We start from the raw sequence: 16,833 nt of genomic DNA, 5'->3' as shown, positions 1-16,833 counted from the left end.
CTCAGAGCACCTCCGGCGCGAGCGAGATGATCTTCATGAAGCGCTTCTCACGCAGCTCCCGGCCGACCGGCCCGAAGATACGGGTACCGCGCGGCTCGCCGTCGGCCTTCAGGATCACCGCGGCGTTCTCGTCGAAGCGGATGTAGGAGCCGTCCGGACGCCGGCGCTCCTTCACGGTACGCACGACGACCGCCTTGACGACGTCACCCTTCTTGACACCACCGCCGGGGATCGCGTCCTTGACGGTGGCGACGATCGTGTCACCGACACCGGCGTAGCGCCGACCGGAGCCACCGAGAACGCGGATGCAAAGGATCTCCTTCGCGCCCGTGTTGTCGGCGACCTTCAGTCGCGACTCCTGCTGGATCATCTGTTGATCTCCTGGTTGTCTCGCTGGTTCTCACTCACGTGAGCCTTGCGGAACGAATAAAATCGATTGGTTGCCGATCCGTGCGGACCGGGAACAGCTACTTGGCCTTCTCGAGGATCTCGACGACGCGCCAGCGCTTGGTCGCCGACAGCGGCCGGGTCTCCATCAGGAGGACGCGGTCGCCGATCCCGGCGGCGTTCTGCTCGTCGTGCGCCTTGAGCTTGCTGGTACGACGGATGACCTTGCCGTACAGGTGGTGCTTCACCCGGTCCTCGACCTCGACCACGACGGTCTTGTCCATCTTGTCGCTCAGCACCAGGCCCTCACGGGTCTTCCGGCGGCCTCGCGCCTCGGCGGTCGTGCTCACGGTCTCGTCCTTCACGTTCTCGGTCATGCGTTGGCCTTCTCACTGTCGTCCGCAGACTCGTCGGTCTCGACCTCGGCAACCGGGGCGTCGACCTCCTCGGTGATGCCGAGCGCACGCTCCGACAGCACCGTGTAGATGCGGGCGATGTCCTTACGGACGGCGCGCAGCCGGCCGTGGGACTCCAGCTGGCCCGTGGCAGCCTGGAACCGGAGGTTGAACAGCTCCTCCTTGGCTTCGCCGAGCTTGCTCAGCAGCTCGTCCCGGCCCAGGTTCCGCAGCTCGGCGGCGGTCAGGGTAGCCATCAGTTCTCACCTGCCTCTCGGGAGATGAAGCGGCACTTCATCGGCAACTTGTGGATCGCGCGGCGCATCGCCTCGCGAGCGATGTCCTCCGGCACACCGGAGAGTTCGAACATCACGCGACCGGCCTTCACGTTCGCGATCCACCACTCGGGCGAACCCTTACCGGAACCCATCCGGGTCTCGGCCGGCTTCTTGGTCAGCGGGCGGTCGGGGTAGATGTTGATCCACACCTTGCCGCCACGCTTGATGTGCCGGGTCATCGCGATACGAGCGGACTCGATCTGCCGGTTGGTGACGTAGTGGCTCTCCACGGCCTGGATGCCGAACTCACCGAAGGCGAGCGAGGTACCACCCTTGGCAGCGCCGGAGCGCTTCGGGTGGTGCTGCTTGCGGTGCTTGACCTTGCGGGGGATGAGCATCGGTCAGCTCTCCGTTCCGGTCGTCTCGGCCGCCTTGTCGGCTGCCGGCGCGCTCGCCTCGGCTGCCGGAGCAGCGTTGGTGTTGTCGCGCCTGTTGTTGTCCCGGCGGTCGTCCCGACGGCCGCGGTCACCGCCGCGTCCGCCACGGTCACCGCGGTCGCCACCGTCGCGGCGGGCCGGACGGCCACGCTGCTGGGTCGCGGCGCGGGCCGCGGCCTGCGCCTCGCGCTCGGCGCGGGTGCCGGCGACGTCGCCCTTGTAGATCCAGACCTTCACGCCGATCCGGCCGAAGGTCGTCCGGGCCTCGTAGAAGCCGTAGTCGATGTCGGCCCGCAGCGTGTGCAGCGGGACGCGGCCCTCGCGGTAGAACTCCGACCGCGACATCTCCGCGCCACCGAGCCGGCCGGAGCACTGGATCCGGATGCCCAGGGCGCCGCCACGCATGGTGGTCTGCATCGCCTTGCGCATCGCGCGGCGGAACGCCACGCGGCCGGACAGCTGCTCGGCCACGCCCTGCGCGACCAGCTGGGCGTCGACCTCGGAGTTCTTCACCTCGAGGATGTTCAGCTGCACCTGCTTGCCGGTGAGCTCCTCCAGCGACCCGCGGATGCGGTCCGCCTCGGCGCCCCGGCGGCCGATCACGATGCCCGGACGGGCGGTGTGGATGTCGACCCGGACCCGGTCACGGGTGCGCTCGATCTCCACGCGGGAGATGCCGGCGCGCTCCATGCCCTTGCTCAGCAGGCGGCGGATCTTGACGTCCTCGCCCACGTAGTCCTTGTACAGCTTGTCGGCGTACCAACGGCTCTTGTGGTCGGTGCTGATGCCGAGACGGAACCCGTGCGGGTTTACCTTCTGTCCCACGTCAGGACTCCTTCTTCTCAGCGGTGGCCTTCTTGGCGGCCTTCTTCGCGGTCGCCTTCTTGGCCGGCTTCTCGGCGGCCTCGTCCGTGGCCGGCTTGTCGGCAGCCTTCTTGGCCGCCTTCTTCGCCGGGGACTTCTTCGCCGTGTCCGCGGACTTCTTGGCCGCCGCCTTCTTGGCCGGTGCCTTCGGAGCCTCCTCCTCGGTGACCCGCGGCTCGACCACGACGGTGATGTGGCTGGTCCGCTTGTCGATCCGGGTGGCCCGGCCCTGGGCGCGGGGGCGGTGACGCTTCAGCGTCGGTCCCTCGTCGACCAGAACCTTGGACACGACCAGGTCGGTCCGGCTCAGGTGCTCGGTGCCCTCGGCGTTCGCCGCGGCGCTGTCGACGACCTTGTACACGGTCGCGGCAGCGGCCTGCGGGGCGAACTTCAGAGTGGCGAGTGCGTCGTCGACGCCCAGGCCGCGCACCAGATCGCCTACGCGACGCGCCTTCATCGGCGTCACGCGGACGAAGCGCGCGACCGCGAAGGCCCCGGGCTGCTCGCCCAGCAGGCTCTCGCGCCGGGCGCTGATCGCCCTACGCTCTTGAACGCTCATGATGTTCGAATCTCTCCGTAGGTTGCTTTCGCTTCGTCACTGTCCCTGAGGATCAGCGACGCCGTGACTTCCGGTCGTCCTTCTCGTGACCCTTGAACGTCCGGGTCGGTGCGAACTCGCCGAGCTTGTGCCCGACCATCGCGTCCGTCACGAACACCGGCACGTGCTTGCGGCCGTCGTGCACCGCAATCGTGTGGCCGATCATGTCCGGCACGATCATCGATCGGCGGGACCAGGTCTTGATGACGTTCTTGGTGCCCTTCTCGTTCTGCACCTCCACCTTCTTTGCCAGGTGGTGGTCGACGAACGGGCCCTTCTTGAGGCTGCGTGGCATTTGGCCGGCTCCCTATCAGCGCTTCTTGCCGGCCTTGCGACGCCGGACGATCATGCGGTCGCTTTCCTTGCGGGTGCGGGTCCGGCCTTCCGGCTGGCCCCACGGGGACACCGGGTGGCGACCACCCGAGGTCTTACCCTCACCACCACCGTGCGGGTGGTCGACCGGGTTCATCGCGACACCGCGGACGGTCGGGCGCTTGCCCTTCCAGCGCATCCGGCCCGCCTTGCCCCAGTTGATGTTCGACTGCTCGCCGTTGCCGACCTCACCGAGGGTGGCGCGGCACCGCACGTCGACCATCCGGACCTCGCCGGACGGCATCCGCAGGGTGGCCATCCGGCCTTCCTTCGCGACCAGCTGGATGCTGGCACCCGCCGAGCGGCCCATCTTGGCGCCACCGCCCGGACGCAGCTCGACGGCGTGCACCGTGGAGCCGACCGGGATGTTGCGCAGCGGCAGGTTGTTGCCGATCTTGATGTCCGCGGCCGGGCCGTTCTCGACGATCGTGCCCTGGCGCAGGTTGGACGGGGCGAGGATGTAGCGCTTCTCGCCGTCCACGTAGTGCAGCAGCGCGATCCGGGCGGTCCGGTTCGGGTCGTACTCGATGTGCGCGACCTTGGCCGGCACGCCGTCCTTGTCGTACCGCTTGAAGTCGATCAGCCGGTACGCCCGCTTGTGACCGCCACCGTGGTGCCGGGTGGTGATCTTGCCGGAGTTGTTCCGGCCGCCCTTCTTGGGCAGCGGACGCAGCAGCGACTTCTCGGGGGTCGAACGGGTGAGCTCGACGAAGTCGGCCACGCTCGAGCCACGGCGGCCCGGCGTCGTCGGCTTGTACTTGCGGATTCCCATTACGACTGGCCTCCGAAGATGTCGATGCGGTCGTCACCCTTGAGGGTCACGATCGCCCGCTTGGTGTCCGGGCGCTTGCCCCAGCCGGCACGAGTGCGGCGGCGCTTGCCCTTGCGGTTGATGGTGTTGACGTCGCTGACCTTGACCTTGAAGACCTTCTCGACCGCGAGCTTGATCTCGGTCTTGTTGGCTCCCGGCGCGACCTCGAACGTGTACTTCTGCTCGTCCAGCAGGCCGTAGCTCTTCTCGCTCACGACCGGCCGGAGCAGCACGTCGCGGGGGTCCTTGTTGACTCCGTGGCTCATGCCTCTACCTCCTCGGCCTCAGTCGACGTGGCGACGGCCTTGACGGACTTGCCCTTGGGGGCGCCGGCGACGAAGGCCTCGAGCGCTCCCGTGGTGAACACGACCGCGTCGCTGACCAGTACGTCGTACGCGTTCAGCTGGTCGGCGGCGATCAGGTGCACGTGCTGCACGTTGCGCAGGCTCAGCCAGGTGAGCTCGTCCTCGCGGCCGACGACCACCAGGGCCTTGCCCGGGTCGGTGACCTCGTTCAGCACCTTCAGCGCCGACTTGGTGGAGGGCTTGTCGCCGTCCACGAAGCTCTCGACCACGAACACCTGGCCGTCGCGGGCCCGGTCGGACAGCGCGCCGCGGAGCGCGGCGGCGATCATCTTCTTCGGGGTCCGCTGGCTGTAGTCCCGCGGCACCGGGCCGTGGACGACGCCACCACCGGTGAACTGCGGCGCACGGGTCGAGCCCTGACGGGCGCGACCGGTGCCCTTCTGGCGGTACGGCTTGGCGCCACCGCCGGACACCTCGCCCCGGGTCTTCGCCTTGTGCGTACCCTGGCGGGCCGCGGCCAGCTGGGCCACCACGACCTGGTGGATCAGCGGCACGTTGACCTGGACGTCGAACAGCTCGGCCGGAAGCTCGGCGGAGCCCTTCTTGCTGACCTTGTCACCCTTCACGACGACAACATCGACGCTGCTCACTTCGCAGCTCCCTTCGCGGCGTTGCGGATCAGCACCAGGCCGCCCTTGGGACCGGGAACCGCACCCTTCAGCAGGATCAGGCCGCGCTCGGTGTCCACCGCGTGCACCGCGATGTTCTGCGTGGTGACCTGCTCCTGACCCATCCGGCCTGCCATCCGCAGACCCTTGAAGACCCGGCCGGGGGTGGCGCAACCGCCGATGGAGCCCGGCGAACGGTGCTTCTTGTGCACACCGTGGGTGGCGCGCAGACCGTGGAAGCCGTGCCGCTTCATCACACCGGCGAAGCCCTTGCCCTTGCTGGTGGCGGAAACGTCGACCCGCTCGCCGGCCTCGAAGGCCTCGGCCTTGATCTCCTGGCCCAGGGTGTACTCACTGGCGTCGGCGGTGCGCAGCTCCAGCAGGTGGCGCCGCGGCGTCACGCCGGCCTTGTCGAAGTGGCCGCGCAGGGGCTTGGTCACCTTGCGGGGGTCGATGTCGCCGAAGGCGATCTGGACGCCGTCGTAGCCGTCCCGGTCCGCGGTGCGGACTCCGGTGACGACACACGGCCCGGCCTGGACCACGGTGACGGGGACGACACGGTTGTTCTCGTCCCAGGTCTGGGTCATGCCGAGCTTGGTGCCCAGCAGACCGCGCGTGTTCTTGGTAGAAGTGCTCATTGGTTGTACGCGTCCCTCAGAGCTTGATCTCGATGTCGACGCCGGCCGGCAGGTCGAGACGCATCAGCGAGTCGACGGTCTTCGGCGTGGGGTCGATGATGTCGATGAGCCGCTTGTGGGTGCGCATCTCGAAGTGCTCGCGGCTGTCCTTGTACTTGTGCGGCGAGCGGATGACGCAGAACACGTTCTTTTCCGTCGGCAACGGCACCGGGCCAGCAACCTTCGCACCAGTACGCGTCACCGTGTCGACAATCTTGCGTGCCGAGCTGTCGATGACCTCGTGGTCGTAGGCCTTCAGCCGGATGCGGATCTTCTGTCCCGCCATCGCTTCGCTTCGTCCTTCTCTATCGTCTTTCGGGCTGTTGCTCCGACCCCCGCGGTCGGGTGTGTCGCGAGCGCGGAACGCACGTGACTCACCGCTTCTTCGACTCTGGTGGGAATCGGGGCCCCGGTCTCGGACCGGAACCTCGGCATGGTCTCCGATCCGGCGCACCAGCCAGATCAAGAAGATCTGGGGCGCACCCCGGCGGCCTCGCCTGAGCAACCTGAATATTGTGCCAGAGATCGGCGCCGAAACGCCAATCGGGTGGCCTCACGCCTGATCCGGCTCCATCTGAGCGCCGGATCGGGCGCAAAGCAGAGGTCCGCGGGGGCTCAGTCGCGAGCCCTCGCGGACCTCATGAGATCACTTGATGATCTTGGTGACCCGGCCGGCGCCGACGGTGCGGCCACCTTCACGGATCGCGAACTTCAGACCGTCCTCCATGGCGATCGGCTGGATCAGCTCGACCGACATGTCGGTGTTGTCGCCCGGCATGACCATCTCGGTGCCCTCGGGCAGCGTGACGACACCGGTGACGTCGGTGGTGCGGAAGTAGAACTGCGGGCGGTAGTTCTGGAAGAACGGCGTGTGCCGGCCGCCCTCCTCCTTCGACAGGATGTAGACCGACGCCTCGAAGTTCGTGTGCGGGGTCGTGGTGCCCGGCTTGATGACGACCATGCCGCGCTCGACGTCCTCGCGCTTCGTACCACGGAGCAGCAGACCGACGTTCTCACCGGCCTGACCCTCGTCGAGCAGCTTGCGGAACATCTCGATACCGGTGACCGTGGTGGTCTGCTTCTCCGGACGGATGCCGACGATGTCGACGGTCTCGTTGACCTTGATGACACCGCGCTCGATCCGGCCGGTGATGACCGTACCGCGACCCGTGATGGTGAAGACGTCCTCCACCGGCATCAGGAACGGCTTGTCGATCTCGCGCTCCGGCTGCGGGATGTAGGAGTCCACGGCGTTCATCAGCTCGAGGATCGACTCGCCCCACTTGGCGTCGCCCTGCAGCGCCGGGTGAGCGGCGACGCGGACGATCGGCGCGTTGTCGCCGTCGAACTCCTGCTCCGAGAGCAGCTCACGGACCTCGAGCTCGACGAGCTCCAGGATCTCCTCGTCGTCGACCATGTCGCACTTGTTCAGGGCGACGACCATCGCCGGCACGCCGACCTGACGGGCGAGCAGCACGTGCTCACGCGTCTGCGGCATCGGGCCGTCGGTGGCGGCGACGACCAGGATCGCACCGTCCATCTGGGCCGCACCGGTGATCATGTTCTTGATGTAGTCCGCGTGACCCGGGCAGTCGACGTGGGCGTAGTGCCGGGCCTCGGTCTGGTACTCGACGTGCGCGATCGAGATGGTGATACCGCGCTGACGCTCTTCCGGCGCCTTGTCGATCTGATCGAAGGCCGACGCCTCGTTCAGGTCCGGGTACTTGTCGTGCAGCACCTTGGTGATCGCCGCGGTAAGCGTGGTCTTACCGTGGTCGATGTGACCGATGGTGCCGATGTTGACGTGCGGCTTAGTCCGCTCGAACTTCGCCTTCGCCACTGGGGCCCTCCTAGATAAATGTTGACTACGCCGTACGCCGACGCGCTTGGGGTGTGGTGGTCAGGAGCGAGAGGTTACTCGCCCCGGGCCTTCTTGATGATCTCTTCCGCCACGTTCTTCGGAACCTCGGCGTAGGAATCGAACTGCATCGAGTAGGACGCGCGGCCCTGGGTCTTCGACCGCAGGTCACCGACATACCCGAACATCTCCGACAGCGGCACCAGGGCCTTCACGACCCGGCTGCCACCGGGGCCTTCGTCCATCGACTGGATCTGGCCACGGCGTGAGTTGAGGTCGCCGATCACTTCACCCATGTAGTCCTCGGGCGTGGTGACCTCGACCGCGAACATCGGCTCCAGGATGACCGGAGTCGCCCGGCGGGCGGCGTCCTTGAAGGCCATCGAACCGGCGATCTTGAACGCGAGCTCGGAGGAGTCGACGTCGTGGTACGCACCGTCCTGCAGCGTCACCTTGACGTCCACCATCGGGTAGCCGGCCAGCACGCCGAACTCCATCGCCTCCTGGGCGCCCTCGTCCACCGACGGGATGTACTCCCGGGGGATGCGGCCACCGGTGACGGCGTTGACGAACTCGTAGCCACCCTCGCCACCGGCCTCGACCGAAGTCGGCTCGATGTCGATGATCACGCGCGCGAACTGACCCGAACCACCGGTCTGCTTCTTGTGCGTGTAGTCGACCTTCTCGACCTTCTTCTTGATGGTCTCGCGGTAGGCGACCTGCGGCTTGCCGACGTTGGCCTCGACGCGGAACTCGCGCTTCATCCGGTCGACCAGCACCTCGAGGTGCAGCTCACCCATACCGGCGATGATGGTCTGGCCGGTGTCCTCGTCGGTCCGGACCTGGAAGGTCGGGTCCTCCTCGGCGAGCCGCTGGATCGCGACGCCCAGCTTCTCCTGGTCGGCCTTCGACTTGGGCTCGATGGCGACCGAGATGACCGGGGCCGGGAACTGCATCGACTCCAGGACGACGGGGTTCGACGGGTCCGCCAGCGTCTCACCGGTGGTGGTGTCCTTCAGACCCATCACGGCGACGATGTGGCCGGCGCCGATCGACGCGATCTCCTCACGCTTGTTCGCGTGCATCCGGTAGATCTTGCCGATCCGCTCCTTGCGCCCCTTGGTGGGGTTCAGGACCTGGGTGCCGGTCTCGAGCTTGCCCGAGTACACCCGGATGAAGGTCAGCTTGCCCAGGTGCGGGTCGGCCGCGATCTTGAACGCCAGCGCCGAGAACGGCTCGCTGTCGTCCGGCTTGCGCAGCACGACCTGCTCCGGGTCCTTGACGTCGTGGCCCTCGATGGCCGGGACGTCGATCGGGCTCGGCAGGTACGCGTTGACCGCGTCCAGCAGCGGCTGGACACCCTTGTTCTTGAACGCCGTGCCGGTCAGCACCGGGGTGAGCTTGCTGGCCAGGGTCGCCCGGCGGATACCCGCCACGAGCTGCTCCTGGGTCGGCTCCTCGCCCTCGAGGTACTGCTCCATGATCTCGTCGTCGGCCTCGGCCAGCGTCTCGATCAGCTTGTCGCGCCACTCGGCCGCGAGCTCGGTGTGGCTGGCCGGGATCTCCTCGACCGTGTAGTCCTCACCGATCTTGGTCTCGCCGCGCCAGGTCAGCGCGCGCATCCCGATCAGGTCGACGACGCCGATGAAGTCGGCCTCGGCCCCGATCGGCAGCTGCATGACCAGCGGCACCGCGGCGAGGCGGTCCTTGATCATGTCGACGCAGCGCATGAACTCCGCGCCGGTCCGGTCCAGCTTGTTGACGAAGCAGATCCGCGGGACGCCGTACCGGTCCGCCTGGCGCCACACGGTCTCGGACTGCGGCTCCACACCGGCGACACCGTCGAACACCGCGACCGCGCCGTCGAGCACGCGCAGCGAGCGCTCCACCTCGACGGTGAAGTCGACGTGTCCCGGGGTGTCGATGATGTTGATGGTGTGGTCTTTCCAGGTGCAGGTCGTCGCGGCCGACGTGATCGTGATGCCGCGCTCCTGCTCCTGCTCCATCCAGTCCATCGTGGCTGCGCCCTCGTGGACCTCACCGATCTTGTAGGTGATACCGGTGTAGAAGAGGATCCGCTCGGTCGTCGTCGTCTTGCCGGCGTCGATGTGGGCCATGATCCCGATGTTGCGGACCTTGGCCAGGTCGGTGGTGATTTGTACGGCCACCTCGGTGGTCTACCTCTCGATTCTGTACTGCGTCAAAGGGGGGATCGCGGGGGTCCGGATCGGACCCCGGATCACCAGCGGTAGTGGGCGAAAGCCTTGTTGGCTTCGGCCATCTTGTGCGTGTCCTCGCGGCGCTTGACCGACGCACCGAGACCGTTGGAGGCGTCCAGGATCTCGTTCATCAGCCGCTCGGACATGGTCTTCTCGCGACGGGCGCGGGAGTACGTCGTCAGCCAGCGCAGCGCCAGCGTGGTGGAACGACCGGGCTTGACCTCGATCGGCACCTGGTAGGTGGCACCACCGACGCGACGGCTCTTCACCTCGATGCTCGGCTTCACGTTGTCCAGCGCACGCTTCAGCGTGATCACCGGGTCGGTGCCGGTCTTGGTGCGGGTGCCCTCGAGCGCGCTGTAGACGATGCTCTGCGCGATCTGCTTCTTGCCGTCGACCAGGATCTTGGAGATCAACTGGGTGACGAGCGGCGAACTGTAGACCGGGTCGATGATGACCGGACGCTTCGGGGCGGGGCCCTTGCGCGGCATTAGCTCTTCTCCTTCTTCGCGCCGTAGAGGCTGCGAGCCTGCTTCCGGTTCTTCACACCCTGGGTGTCGAGCGAACCGCGGATGATCTTGTACCGGACACCCGGGAGGTCCTTCACACGACCGCCACGAACGAGCACGATCGAGTGCTCCTGCAGGTTGTGGCCGACGCCGGGGATGTAGGCGGTGACCTCGATGCCGCTGGTCAGGCGGACACGCGCAACCTTGCGAAGCGCCGAGTTCGGCTTCTTCGGCGTGGTCGTGTAGACGCGCGTGCACACACCACGACGCTGAGGGGAACCCTTCAGGGCCGGCGTCTTGTTCTTGGACACCTTGTCCTGGCGGCCCTTGCGGACCAGCTGCTGAATGGTGGGCACCGCGTAGCTCTTTCTGTCGTCCGGCTGGGTTTGTTGCTTTTACCTGACCCCCGCGGTCGGGTGTGTCGCGTGCGCACGAGCAGACCGAAGCCGTAATCTTCCAGACTGTCGGCAGGAGTCCCGTGCCACGCGGCCCGACCCGAAGGACTCGGGGCACGCATGACGGCCCAGGAAAGACCCCGGGCACGATCGTTAAGACTAGCGGGTGCCTCAAGTACGGTCAAAATGACTAACTGGCCGCGCTGGAGGACCTTCTGCTCTTCCAGTGTACAGGGCCGTAGAGGTGGCCTTCCGGGTCCGCGAACCGACCTCTCCCCACGCCCCTTCCGACGTCCTCACGACCACCCTCGGCAAGCGCTTCCACCCACCCTGTTCAGCCCGGACAGCAGTGTTGGCGAGCTACCGTTCCCGACCGCTGGATCCCCTTGTGACACAGGGATCCAGGCCGCTCCTGACCCGTGACAGTCGCCCGTACGACGACCCGCCGGCGTACCCGCCCGGCCCTGTCTCGAAGAGCGCGACATGTCGTCGAACCACCCCTCCGGCGGCGCTCGCCGGAGGTATCACGCCCGGACCAGTCGACCCCCGCCGGCCGCGGTTCGCGGACCGTCCACGAGGTGGATCGTCGTCTCATGCCCGGCGGCCGGGCCGCGGGACGGTCGCGAACCGGCGCGACCGTCCGTTCGAGGCCCGGTGGCCGGTCCGGTCAGACGCGGAACTCGACGTCGGTGATCAGGCCGTCGACGACGCGGTACAGGGCGAGCTGCGGGACCGCGTCGCCGTCGTCGTACGTGATCACGTGCTCGACCACCCACTCCCCCAGCATCAGCTTCTGCACCAGCTCGGTCTTGCATTGGCCGGCCTCGAACCGCGGCCGGTAGAACTCGCGCAGGAAGCGCCGGCCCTTCAGTTCGGAGCCGTCCGCGCGCAGGATCCGGGCGGTCGGCGAGTACGTGGCGAGGAACGCCTCGAGGTCGTGCGCGGCGTACGCGGCGTGCTCGCGGGCGACCACCCGGGCGGCCGGGGTGTCCGCGGTGACGGCCGCGACGGTCGCCATCCCGAGGTCGGCCAGCGGCGGCTGGACGGGTGCCGCGACGGGCAACGCAGCGGCAGTCGAAGTAACGGCGGGAGTTGCGGCGGGAGTGGCCTTCGGCGCCGGCTGGACGGCGGGTTCAGCGGGCTGCTTGATCGCCGGTGGTTGTCTGACCGCCGCGGTCTCCCGGGTCTCCCTGGTCCTGGCGGTCGTCGCCGTCCGCCGGGTCGCGGTGGTCTTCTTCTTGGCCGGGGGTGGGACGAGGAGCTTGCCGTCGTTGCCAGGCTCCTCGCCGAGGTGGGCGATCGCCCAGTCGAGAGCCTTGGTCACGGCGGCGCGTGATTCTTCGGTGTGGTCGAGCATGTCGAACCCGTGGTGCCCTTTCGGTACGTCGATGATGTCCAGCGCGGCGCCACCCGCGGAAACGAACTCCGCGACCGGACCGGCGAGCTCCTCACGCTCGAGTCCAGCTCTTGTCAGCAGCACCGGCAGGTCCTTGTTCTTGCCGATCACCTCGGCAGCAGTTACCAGATCGTCGACACCAGGCGGGGTGGCGAGCAACGGGTAGCTCAGGGCTACGAAGCGCAGCCAGTCGGGGCGGCTGTCCAGCCACTCCCCGGCCAGCAGGCCGGCGCCCGAGAAGAACCACAGCCCGACCCGATCGGGGTCGACCCGTGGATCCGAACGCAGTACGGCGACCGCGGCCTCCACCTCGTCCGCGGCCTCGACCAGGCGGTCCAGACCGTGGATCAGGCTGTGGTCGACGACTGCGGCCACCAGGCCTCGCCTGGCGGCAGCGGTCGCGTAGCCCTTGTAGACCGGCCAGTCCCGAGGCATCACCTCGAGGCCGGCTGGTCCGGGTCCCCCGTGCACGAAGAGAATTGCGCCGCCTCGGGCGGTACCGGGCGGGCGGTACAGGTCGATCTCCCCCAAGCGATCGACCCGCACACCAGAACCTTCCAGAACCCCCAAGACGAAAGGCCGCAGGTAGGCCGGCAGATCCGTCATGCCCCGATCTTGGCCTATGACGGGCACACTTTCAGCCGCCACCCCGAGTGTCTTTACCAGCACCCGTCGTACCGGCCGTCGTACTGGCCCGTAAACGCCGCGAGGGCGGCACCTCCCGGCTGGGAAGTGCCGCCCTCGGCGGTGTGACCAGGACTCAGTTCTGGTAGGAACCGAGGTCGAAGTCGTCGAGCGGGACCGACTGACCGGTGGACGGGCCGAAGTCGTAGTCGTACGACTCGTAGCCGACCATCGAGTACATCGCGGCCTTCGCCTCCTCGGTGGGCTCCACCCGGATGTTGCGGTAACGGTCCATGCCCGTACCGGCCGGGATCAGCTTTCCGATGATGACGTTCTCCTTCAGACCGACCAGCGAGTCGGACTTGCCGTGGATCGCGGCCTCGGTGAGGACGCGGGTCGTCTCCTGGAAGGAGGCGGCCGACAGCCACGACTCGGTCGCCAGCGAGGCCTTGGTGATACCCATCAGCACCGGACGTCCCGAGGCCGGCGTACCGCCCTCGGCCACCACGCGGCGGTTCTCCGCCTCGAACAGGATCCGGTCCGCGAGCTCACCCGGCAGCAGGTTCGCCTCGCCGGACTCGATCACCGTGACCCGGCGCAGCATCTGCCGGACGATGATCTCGATGTGCTTGTCGTGGATGGCCACACCCTGCGACCGGTACACCTCCTGGACCTCGTCCACCAGGTGCTCCTGCGCCTTGCGCACACCGAGGATCCGCAGGACCTCCTGCGGGTCCGGCGTACCCTGCGTCAGCTGCTGACCGACCTCGACGTGCTGACCCTCTTCGATCAGCAGGCGGCCACGCTTCGACACCGGGTAGGCGACCTCCTCGGAACCGTCGTCCGGGGTGAGCACCAGCTTCCGGGTCTTGTCGGTGTCCTCGATCGAGATCCGGCCGGCGGCCTCCGAGATCGGCGCCTTGCCCTTGGGCTGGCGGGCCTCGAAGAGCTCGACCACACGCGGCAGACCGTGGGTGATGTCATCACCCGCGACACCACCGGTGTGGAAGGTCCGCATCGTCAGCTGCGTACCCGGCTCACCGATGGACTGGGCCGCGATGATGCCGACCGCCTCGCCGATGTCGACCGGCTTGCCGGTCGCCAGCGAACGGCCGTAGCACTTCGCGCAGGTACCGGTCTTGGCGTCACAGGTGAGCACCGACCGGACCTTGACCTCTTCGAGGCCGGCCGCGACCAGCTTCGCGATCGACACGTCGCCCAGGTCGGAGCCACCGGGCAGCACGACGTTGCCGTCGGCGTCCAGGGCGTCGGTGGCCAGGGTCCGCGCGTACGCGCTGGTCTCCACGTTCTCGGCGTGCACGACCTTGCCGTCCGGGCCCTTCTCGCCGATCTGCTTCGGCAGGCCCCGCTCGGTCCCGCAGTCCTCCTCGCGGATGATGACGTCCTGCGACACGTCCACCAGACGACGGGTCAGGTACCCCGAGTCGGCGGTCCGCAGCGCGGTGTCGGCCAGACCCTTCCGGGCACCGTGGGTGGCGATGAAGTACTCGACCACGGACAGGCCCTCACGGAAGTTGGACTTGATCGGCCGGGCGATGATCTCGCCCTTCGGGTTGGCCACCAGACCACGCATACCGGAGATCTGCCGGATCTGCATCATGTTGCCTCGGGCACCGGAGTGCACCATCATCCAGATCGGGTTGTCCTTGGCGAAGTTCTCCTCCATCGCCTTACCGACCTCGGCGTTGGCGCCGGTCCAGATCTCGATCAGCTCCTGACGCCGCTCGGACGAGGTGATCAGACCCCGCTCGAACTGCTTCTGGACCTTCTCGGCCTGGGACTCGTACCGGGCCATGATCTCGGGCTTCGACGGCGGCGTGCTGAAGTCGTCGATCGACACCGTGACACCCGAACGGGTGGACCAGTAGTAACCGAGGTCCTTCAGCGCGTCCAGCGCGTGCGCCACCTCGACCTTGGTGTACCGCTCGGCCAGGTCGTTGACGATCCCACCGAGCTGCTTCTTGCCCACCTCGGTGTCGACGAACGGGTAGTCCGCCGGCAGCGCCTCGTTGAACAGTGCCCGGCCCAGCGTGGTCTCCAGCGCGAAGCCACCGTCGGCCAGCTCGGTCGCACCCGCCGGAGCGGCCGAACCGCCCAGCCGGATGGTGATCTTGGCCTGCAGCGACAGCTCGTTGCGGTCGAAGGCCATCACGGCCTCGGCCACCGAGCTGAACGCCCGGCCCTCGCCCTTGGCGCCTTCCTTGAGCATCGTCAGGAAGTAGATGCCGATGATCATGTCCTGGGTCGGCATCGTGACCGGACGGCCGTCGGCCGGCTTCAGGATGTTGTTCGTCGACAGCATCAGGATCCGGGCCTCGGCCTGGGCCTCGGCCGACAGCGGCAGGTGCACCGCCATCTGGTCACCGTCGAAGTCCGCGTTGAACGCGGAGCAGACGAGCGGGTGGATCTGGATCGCCTTGCCCTCGATCAGCTGCGGCTCGAACGCCTGGATGCCGAGCCGGTGCAGCGTAGGCGCACGGTTCAGCAGTACCGGGTGCTCGGTGATGACCTCTTCCAGCACGTCCCAGACCTGGGCGCGCTGACGCTCGACCATCCGCTTGGCGGACTTGATGTTCTGCGCGTGGTTGAGGTCCACCAGCCGCTTCATCACGAACGGCTTGAACAGCTCCAGCGCCATCGCCTTCGGCAGACCGCACTGGTGCAGCTTCAGCTGCGGGCCGACCACGATGACCGAACGGCCGGAGTAGTCGACGCGCTTGCCGAGCAGGTTCTGACGGAAACGACCCTGCTTGCCCTTGAGCATGTCGGACAGCGACTTCAGCGGCCGGTTGCCCGGGCCGGTGACCGGACGACCGCGGCGGCCGTTGTCGAACAGCGCGTCGACGGCCTCCTGCAGCATCCGCTTCTCGTTGTTGACGATGATCTCCGGCGCGCCCAGGTCGAGCAGCCGCTTGAGCCGGTTGTTCCGGTTGATCACCCGGCGGTACAGGTCGTTCAGGTCCGAGGTCGCGAACCGGCCACCGTCGAGCTGCACCATCGGGCGCAGGTCCGGCGGGATCACCGGGACGCAGTCCAGCACCATGCCCATCGGGCTGTTGTTGGTGGCCAGGAACGCGGTGACGACCTTGAGCCGCTTCAGGGCGCGGGTCTTGCGCTGCCCCTTACCGGTCTTGATCGTCTCGCGCAGGTTGTCCGCCTCGGCCTTCAGGTCGAAGGTCTCCAGCCGGCGCTGGATCGCGGCGGCACCCATGGCGCCCTCGAAGTACTTGCCGAACCGCTCCTTCATGGCGCGGTAGAGGATCTCGTCGCCCTCCAGGTCCTGGACCTTCAGGTTCTTGAACCGGGTCCAGACCTCGTCGAGGCGGTCGATCTCGCGCTGCGCACGGTCACGCAGCTGCTTGACCTCACGCTCGGCGCCTTCCTTGACCTTGCGGCGGACGTCGGCCTTGGCGCCCTCGGCCTCGAGCTGCGCCAGGTCCTCCTCGAGCTTCTTCATCCGCGTCTCGATGTCGTTGTCACGACGGTTCTCGAGCTGCTTGCGCTCGACGTCGACACGACCCTCGAGCGACGACAGGTCGCGGTGCCGCGCCTCGTCGTCGACGTCGGTGATCATGTACGCCGCGAAGTAGATGACCTTCTCCAGGTCCTTCGGGGCGAGGTCGAGCAGGTAGCCGAGTCGCGACGGGACACCCTTGAAGTACCAGATGTGGGTGACCGGCGCGGCCAGCTCGATGTGACCCATCCGCTCACGGCGCACCTTGGAGCGGGTGACCTCGACGCCACACCGCTCGCAGATGATGCCCTTGAAGCGAACGCGCTTGTACTTACCGCAGTAGCACTCCCAGTCCCGGGTGGGACCGAAGATCTTCTCGCAGAACAGACCGTCACGCTCGGGCTTGAGGGTCCGGTAGTTGATCGTCTCCGGCTTCTTGACCTCGCCGTGCGACCACTGGCGGATCTCGTCCGCGGTGGCCAGGCCGATCCGAAGCTCGTCGAAGAAGTTCACGTCGAGCACGATGTGTTATCTCCCGTTGCTAAAAGTGGTCTGAGTGAGTTGG

At 67.3% G+C, this 16,833-nt stretch carries 17 protein-coding genes and 1 pseudogene; all 18 read right to left on the bottom strand.

Annotated elements, in window-relative coordinates; genetic code table 11:
- Position 1: 1 nt before the first annotated feature.
- The 18 genes and pseudogenes from rplN to ACFYRH_RS10495 all read right to left on the bottom strand — a co-directional run bounded on the left by rplN (position 2) and on the right by ACFYRH_RS10495 (position 16,790).
- The gene (gene rplN / locus ACFYRH_RS10580) at positions 2–370 is read right to left on the bottom strand and encodes a 50S ribosomal protein L14 (protein ID WP_012923677.1); all 369 of its coding nucleotides are present in this window, start codon (positions 368–370) and stop codon (positions 2–4) included.
- A gap of 97 nt (positions 371–467) precedes the next feature.
- Entirely contained in the window at positions 468–764 is a 297-nt protein-coding gene (gene rpsQ / locus ACFYRH_RS10575) for a 30S ribosomal protein S17 (protein ID WP_141854802.1), read from the bottom strand.
- On the bottom strand, positions 761–1,039 hold the full coding sequence (gene rpmC, locus ACFYRH_RS10570) for a 50S ribosomal protein L29 (RefSeq protein ID WP_387771307.1): 279 nt from the start codon (positions 1,037–1,039) through the stop codon (positions 761–763). The genes rpsQ and rpmC overlap by 4 nt, the downstream gene beginning before the upstream one ends.
- On the bottom strand, positions 1,039–1,458 hold the full coding sequence (rplP, locus tag ACFYRH_RS10565; protein ID WP_387771304.1) for a 50S ribosomal protein L16: 420 nt from the start codon (positions 1,456–1,458) through the stop codon (positions 1,039–1,041). Before rplP ends, rpmC begins: the two co-directional genes overlap by 1 nt.
- Positions 1,459–1,461: 3 nt before the next feature.
- Positions 1,462–2,322: a 30S ribosomal protein S3 gene (gene rpsC / locus ACFYRH_RS10560; protein WP_387771301.1), complete on the bottom strand. Its 861-nt coding sequence runs from the start codon at positions 2,320–2,322 to the stop codon at positions 1,462–1,464.
- A 136-nt stretch (positions 2,323–2,458) separates the two neighbouring features.
- Positions 2,459–2,920, bottom strand: a pseudogene (gene rplV / locus ACFYRH_RS10555) (50S ribosomal protein L22); the annotation flags it as partial.
- A gap of 52 nt (positions 2,921–2,972) precedes the next feature.
- Positions 2,973–3,254 carry a 30S ribosomal protein S19 gene (gene rpsS / locus ACFYRH_RS10550; protein ID WP_130441496.1) on the bottom strand — a complete coding sequence of 94 codons (282 nt, stop codon included), beginning with the start codon at positions 3,252–3,254 and terminating at the stop codon, positions 2,973–2,975.
- Positions 3,255–3,269: 15 nt separating this feature from the next.
- Positions 3,270–4,103: a 50S ribosomal protein L2 gene (gene rplB, locus ACFYRH_RS10545; RefSeq protein ID WP_355482555.1), complete on the bottom strand. Its 834-nt coding sequence runs from the start codon at positions 4,101–4,103 to the stop codon at positions 3,270–3,272.
- A complete protein-coding gene (gene rplW / locus ACFYRH_RS10540) occupies positions 4,103–4,408 on the bottom strand; it encodes a 50S ribosomal protein L23 (RefSeq protein ID WP_387771297.1) in 306 nt (101 codons plus the stop codon). Before rplW ends, rplB begins: the two co-directional genes overlap by 1 nt.
- Positions 4,405–5,097 carry a 50S ribosomal protein L4 gene (gene rplD, locus ACFYRH_RS10535; protein WP_387771294.1) on the bottom strand — a complete coding sequence of 231 codons (693 nt, stop codon included), beginning with the start codon at positions 5,095–5,097 and terminating at the stop codon, positions 4,405–4,407. Before rplD ends, rplW begins: the two co-directional genes overlap by 4 nt.
- On the bottom strand, positions 5,094–5,753 hold the full coding sequence (rplC, locus tag ACFYRH_RS10530) for a 50S ribosomal protein L3 (protein ID WP_387771291.1): 660 nt from the start codon (positions 5,751–5,753) through the stop codon (positions 5,094–5,096). Before rplC ends, rplD begins: the two co-directional genes overlap by 4 nt.
- Before the next feature lie 16 nt (positions 5,754–5,769).
- The gene (rpsJ, locus tag ACFYRH_RS10525; protein WP_012923688.1) at positions 5,770–6,078 is read right to left on the bottom strand and encodes a 30S ribosomal protein S10; all 309 of its coding nucleotides are present in this window, start codon (positions 6,076–6,078) and stop codon (positions 5,770–5,772) included.
- A gap of 360 nt (positions 6,079–6,438) precedes the next feature.
- The gene (gene tuf, locus ACFYRH_RS10520) at positions 6,439–7,632 is read right to left on the bottom strand and encodes an elongation factor Tu (protein WP_387771288.1); all 1,194 of its coding nucleotides are present in this window, start codon (positions 7,630–7,632) and stop codon (positions 6,439–6,441) included.
- A gap of 74 nt (positions 7,633–7,706) precedes the next feature.
- Positions 7,707–9,767: an elongation factor G gene (gene fusA, locus ACFYRH_RS10515; RefSeq protein ID WP_387771777.1), complete on the bottom strand. Its 2,061-nt coding sequence runs from the start codon at positions 9,765–9,767 to the stop codon at positions 7,707–7,709.
- Between the two features lie 122 nt (positions 9,768–9,889).
- Positions 9,890–10,360 carry a 30S ribosomal protein S7 gene (gene rpsG / locus ACFYRH_RS10510; RefSeq protein ID WP_131286359.1) on the bottom strand — a complete coding sequence of 157 codons (471 nt, stop codon included), beginning with the start codon at positions 10,358–10,360 and terminating at the stop codon, positions 9,890–9,892.
- Positions 10,360–10,734, bottom strand: a complete 375-nt coding sequence (gene rpsL, locus ACFYRH_RS10505) for a 30S ribosomal protein S12 (RefSeq protein WP_141854829.1) — start codon at positions 10,732–10,734, stop codon at positions 10,360–10,362. Before rpsL ends, rpsG begins: the two co-directional genes overlap by 1 nt.
- A gap of 706 nt (positions 10,735–11,440) precedes the next feature.
- Positions 11,441–12,715 carry a nuclear transport factor 2 family protein gene (locus tag ACFYRH_RS10500; protein ID WP_387771284.1) on the bottom strand — a complete coding sequence of 425 codons (1,275 nt, stop codon included), beginning with the start codon at positions 12,713–12,715 and terminating at the stop codon, positions 11,441–11,443.
- Between the two features lie 214 nt (positions 12,716–12,929).
- Positions 12,930–16,790, bottom strand: coding sequence for a DNA-directed RNA polymerase subunit beta' (locus tag ACFYRH_RS10495; RefSeq protein ID WP_387771281.1), 3,861 nt, complete (start codon positions 16,788–16,790; stop codon positions 12,930–12,932).
- Positions 16,791–16,833: the final 43 nt, after the last annotated feature.

The sequence above is a fragment of the Kribbella sp. NPDC004875 genome (genome assembly GCF_042873375.1).
Taxonomy (GTDB): Bacteria; Actinomycetota; Actinomycetes; order Propionibacteriales; family Kribbellaceae; genus Kribbella.
The sequence above is the reverse complement of the archived record's forward strand: the minus strand, read 5'-3'. Positions and strand labels throughout refer to the sequence as shown.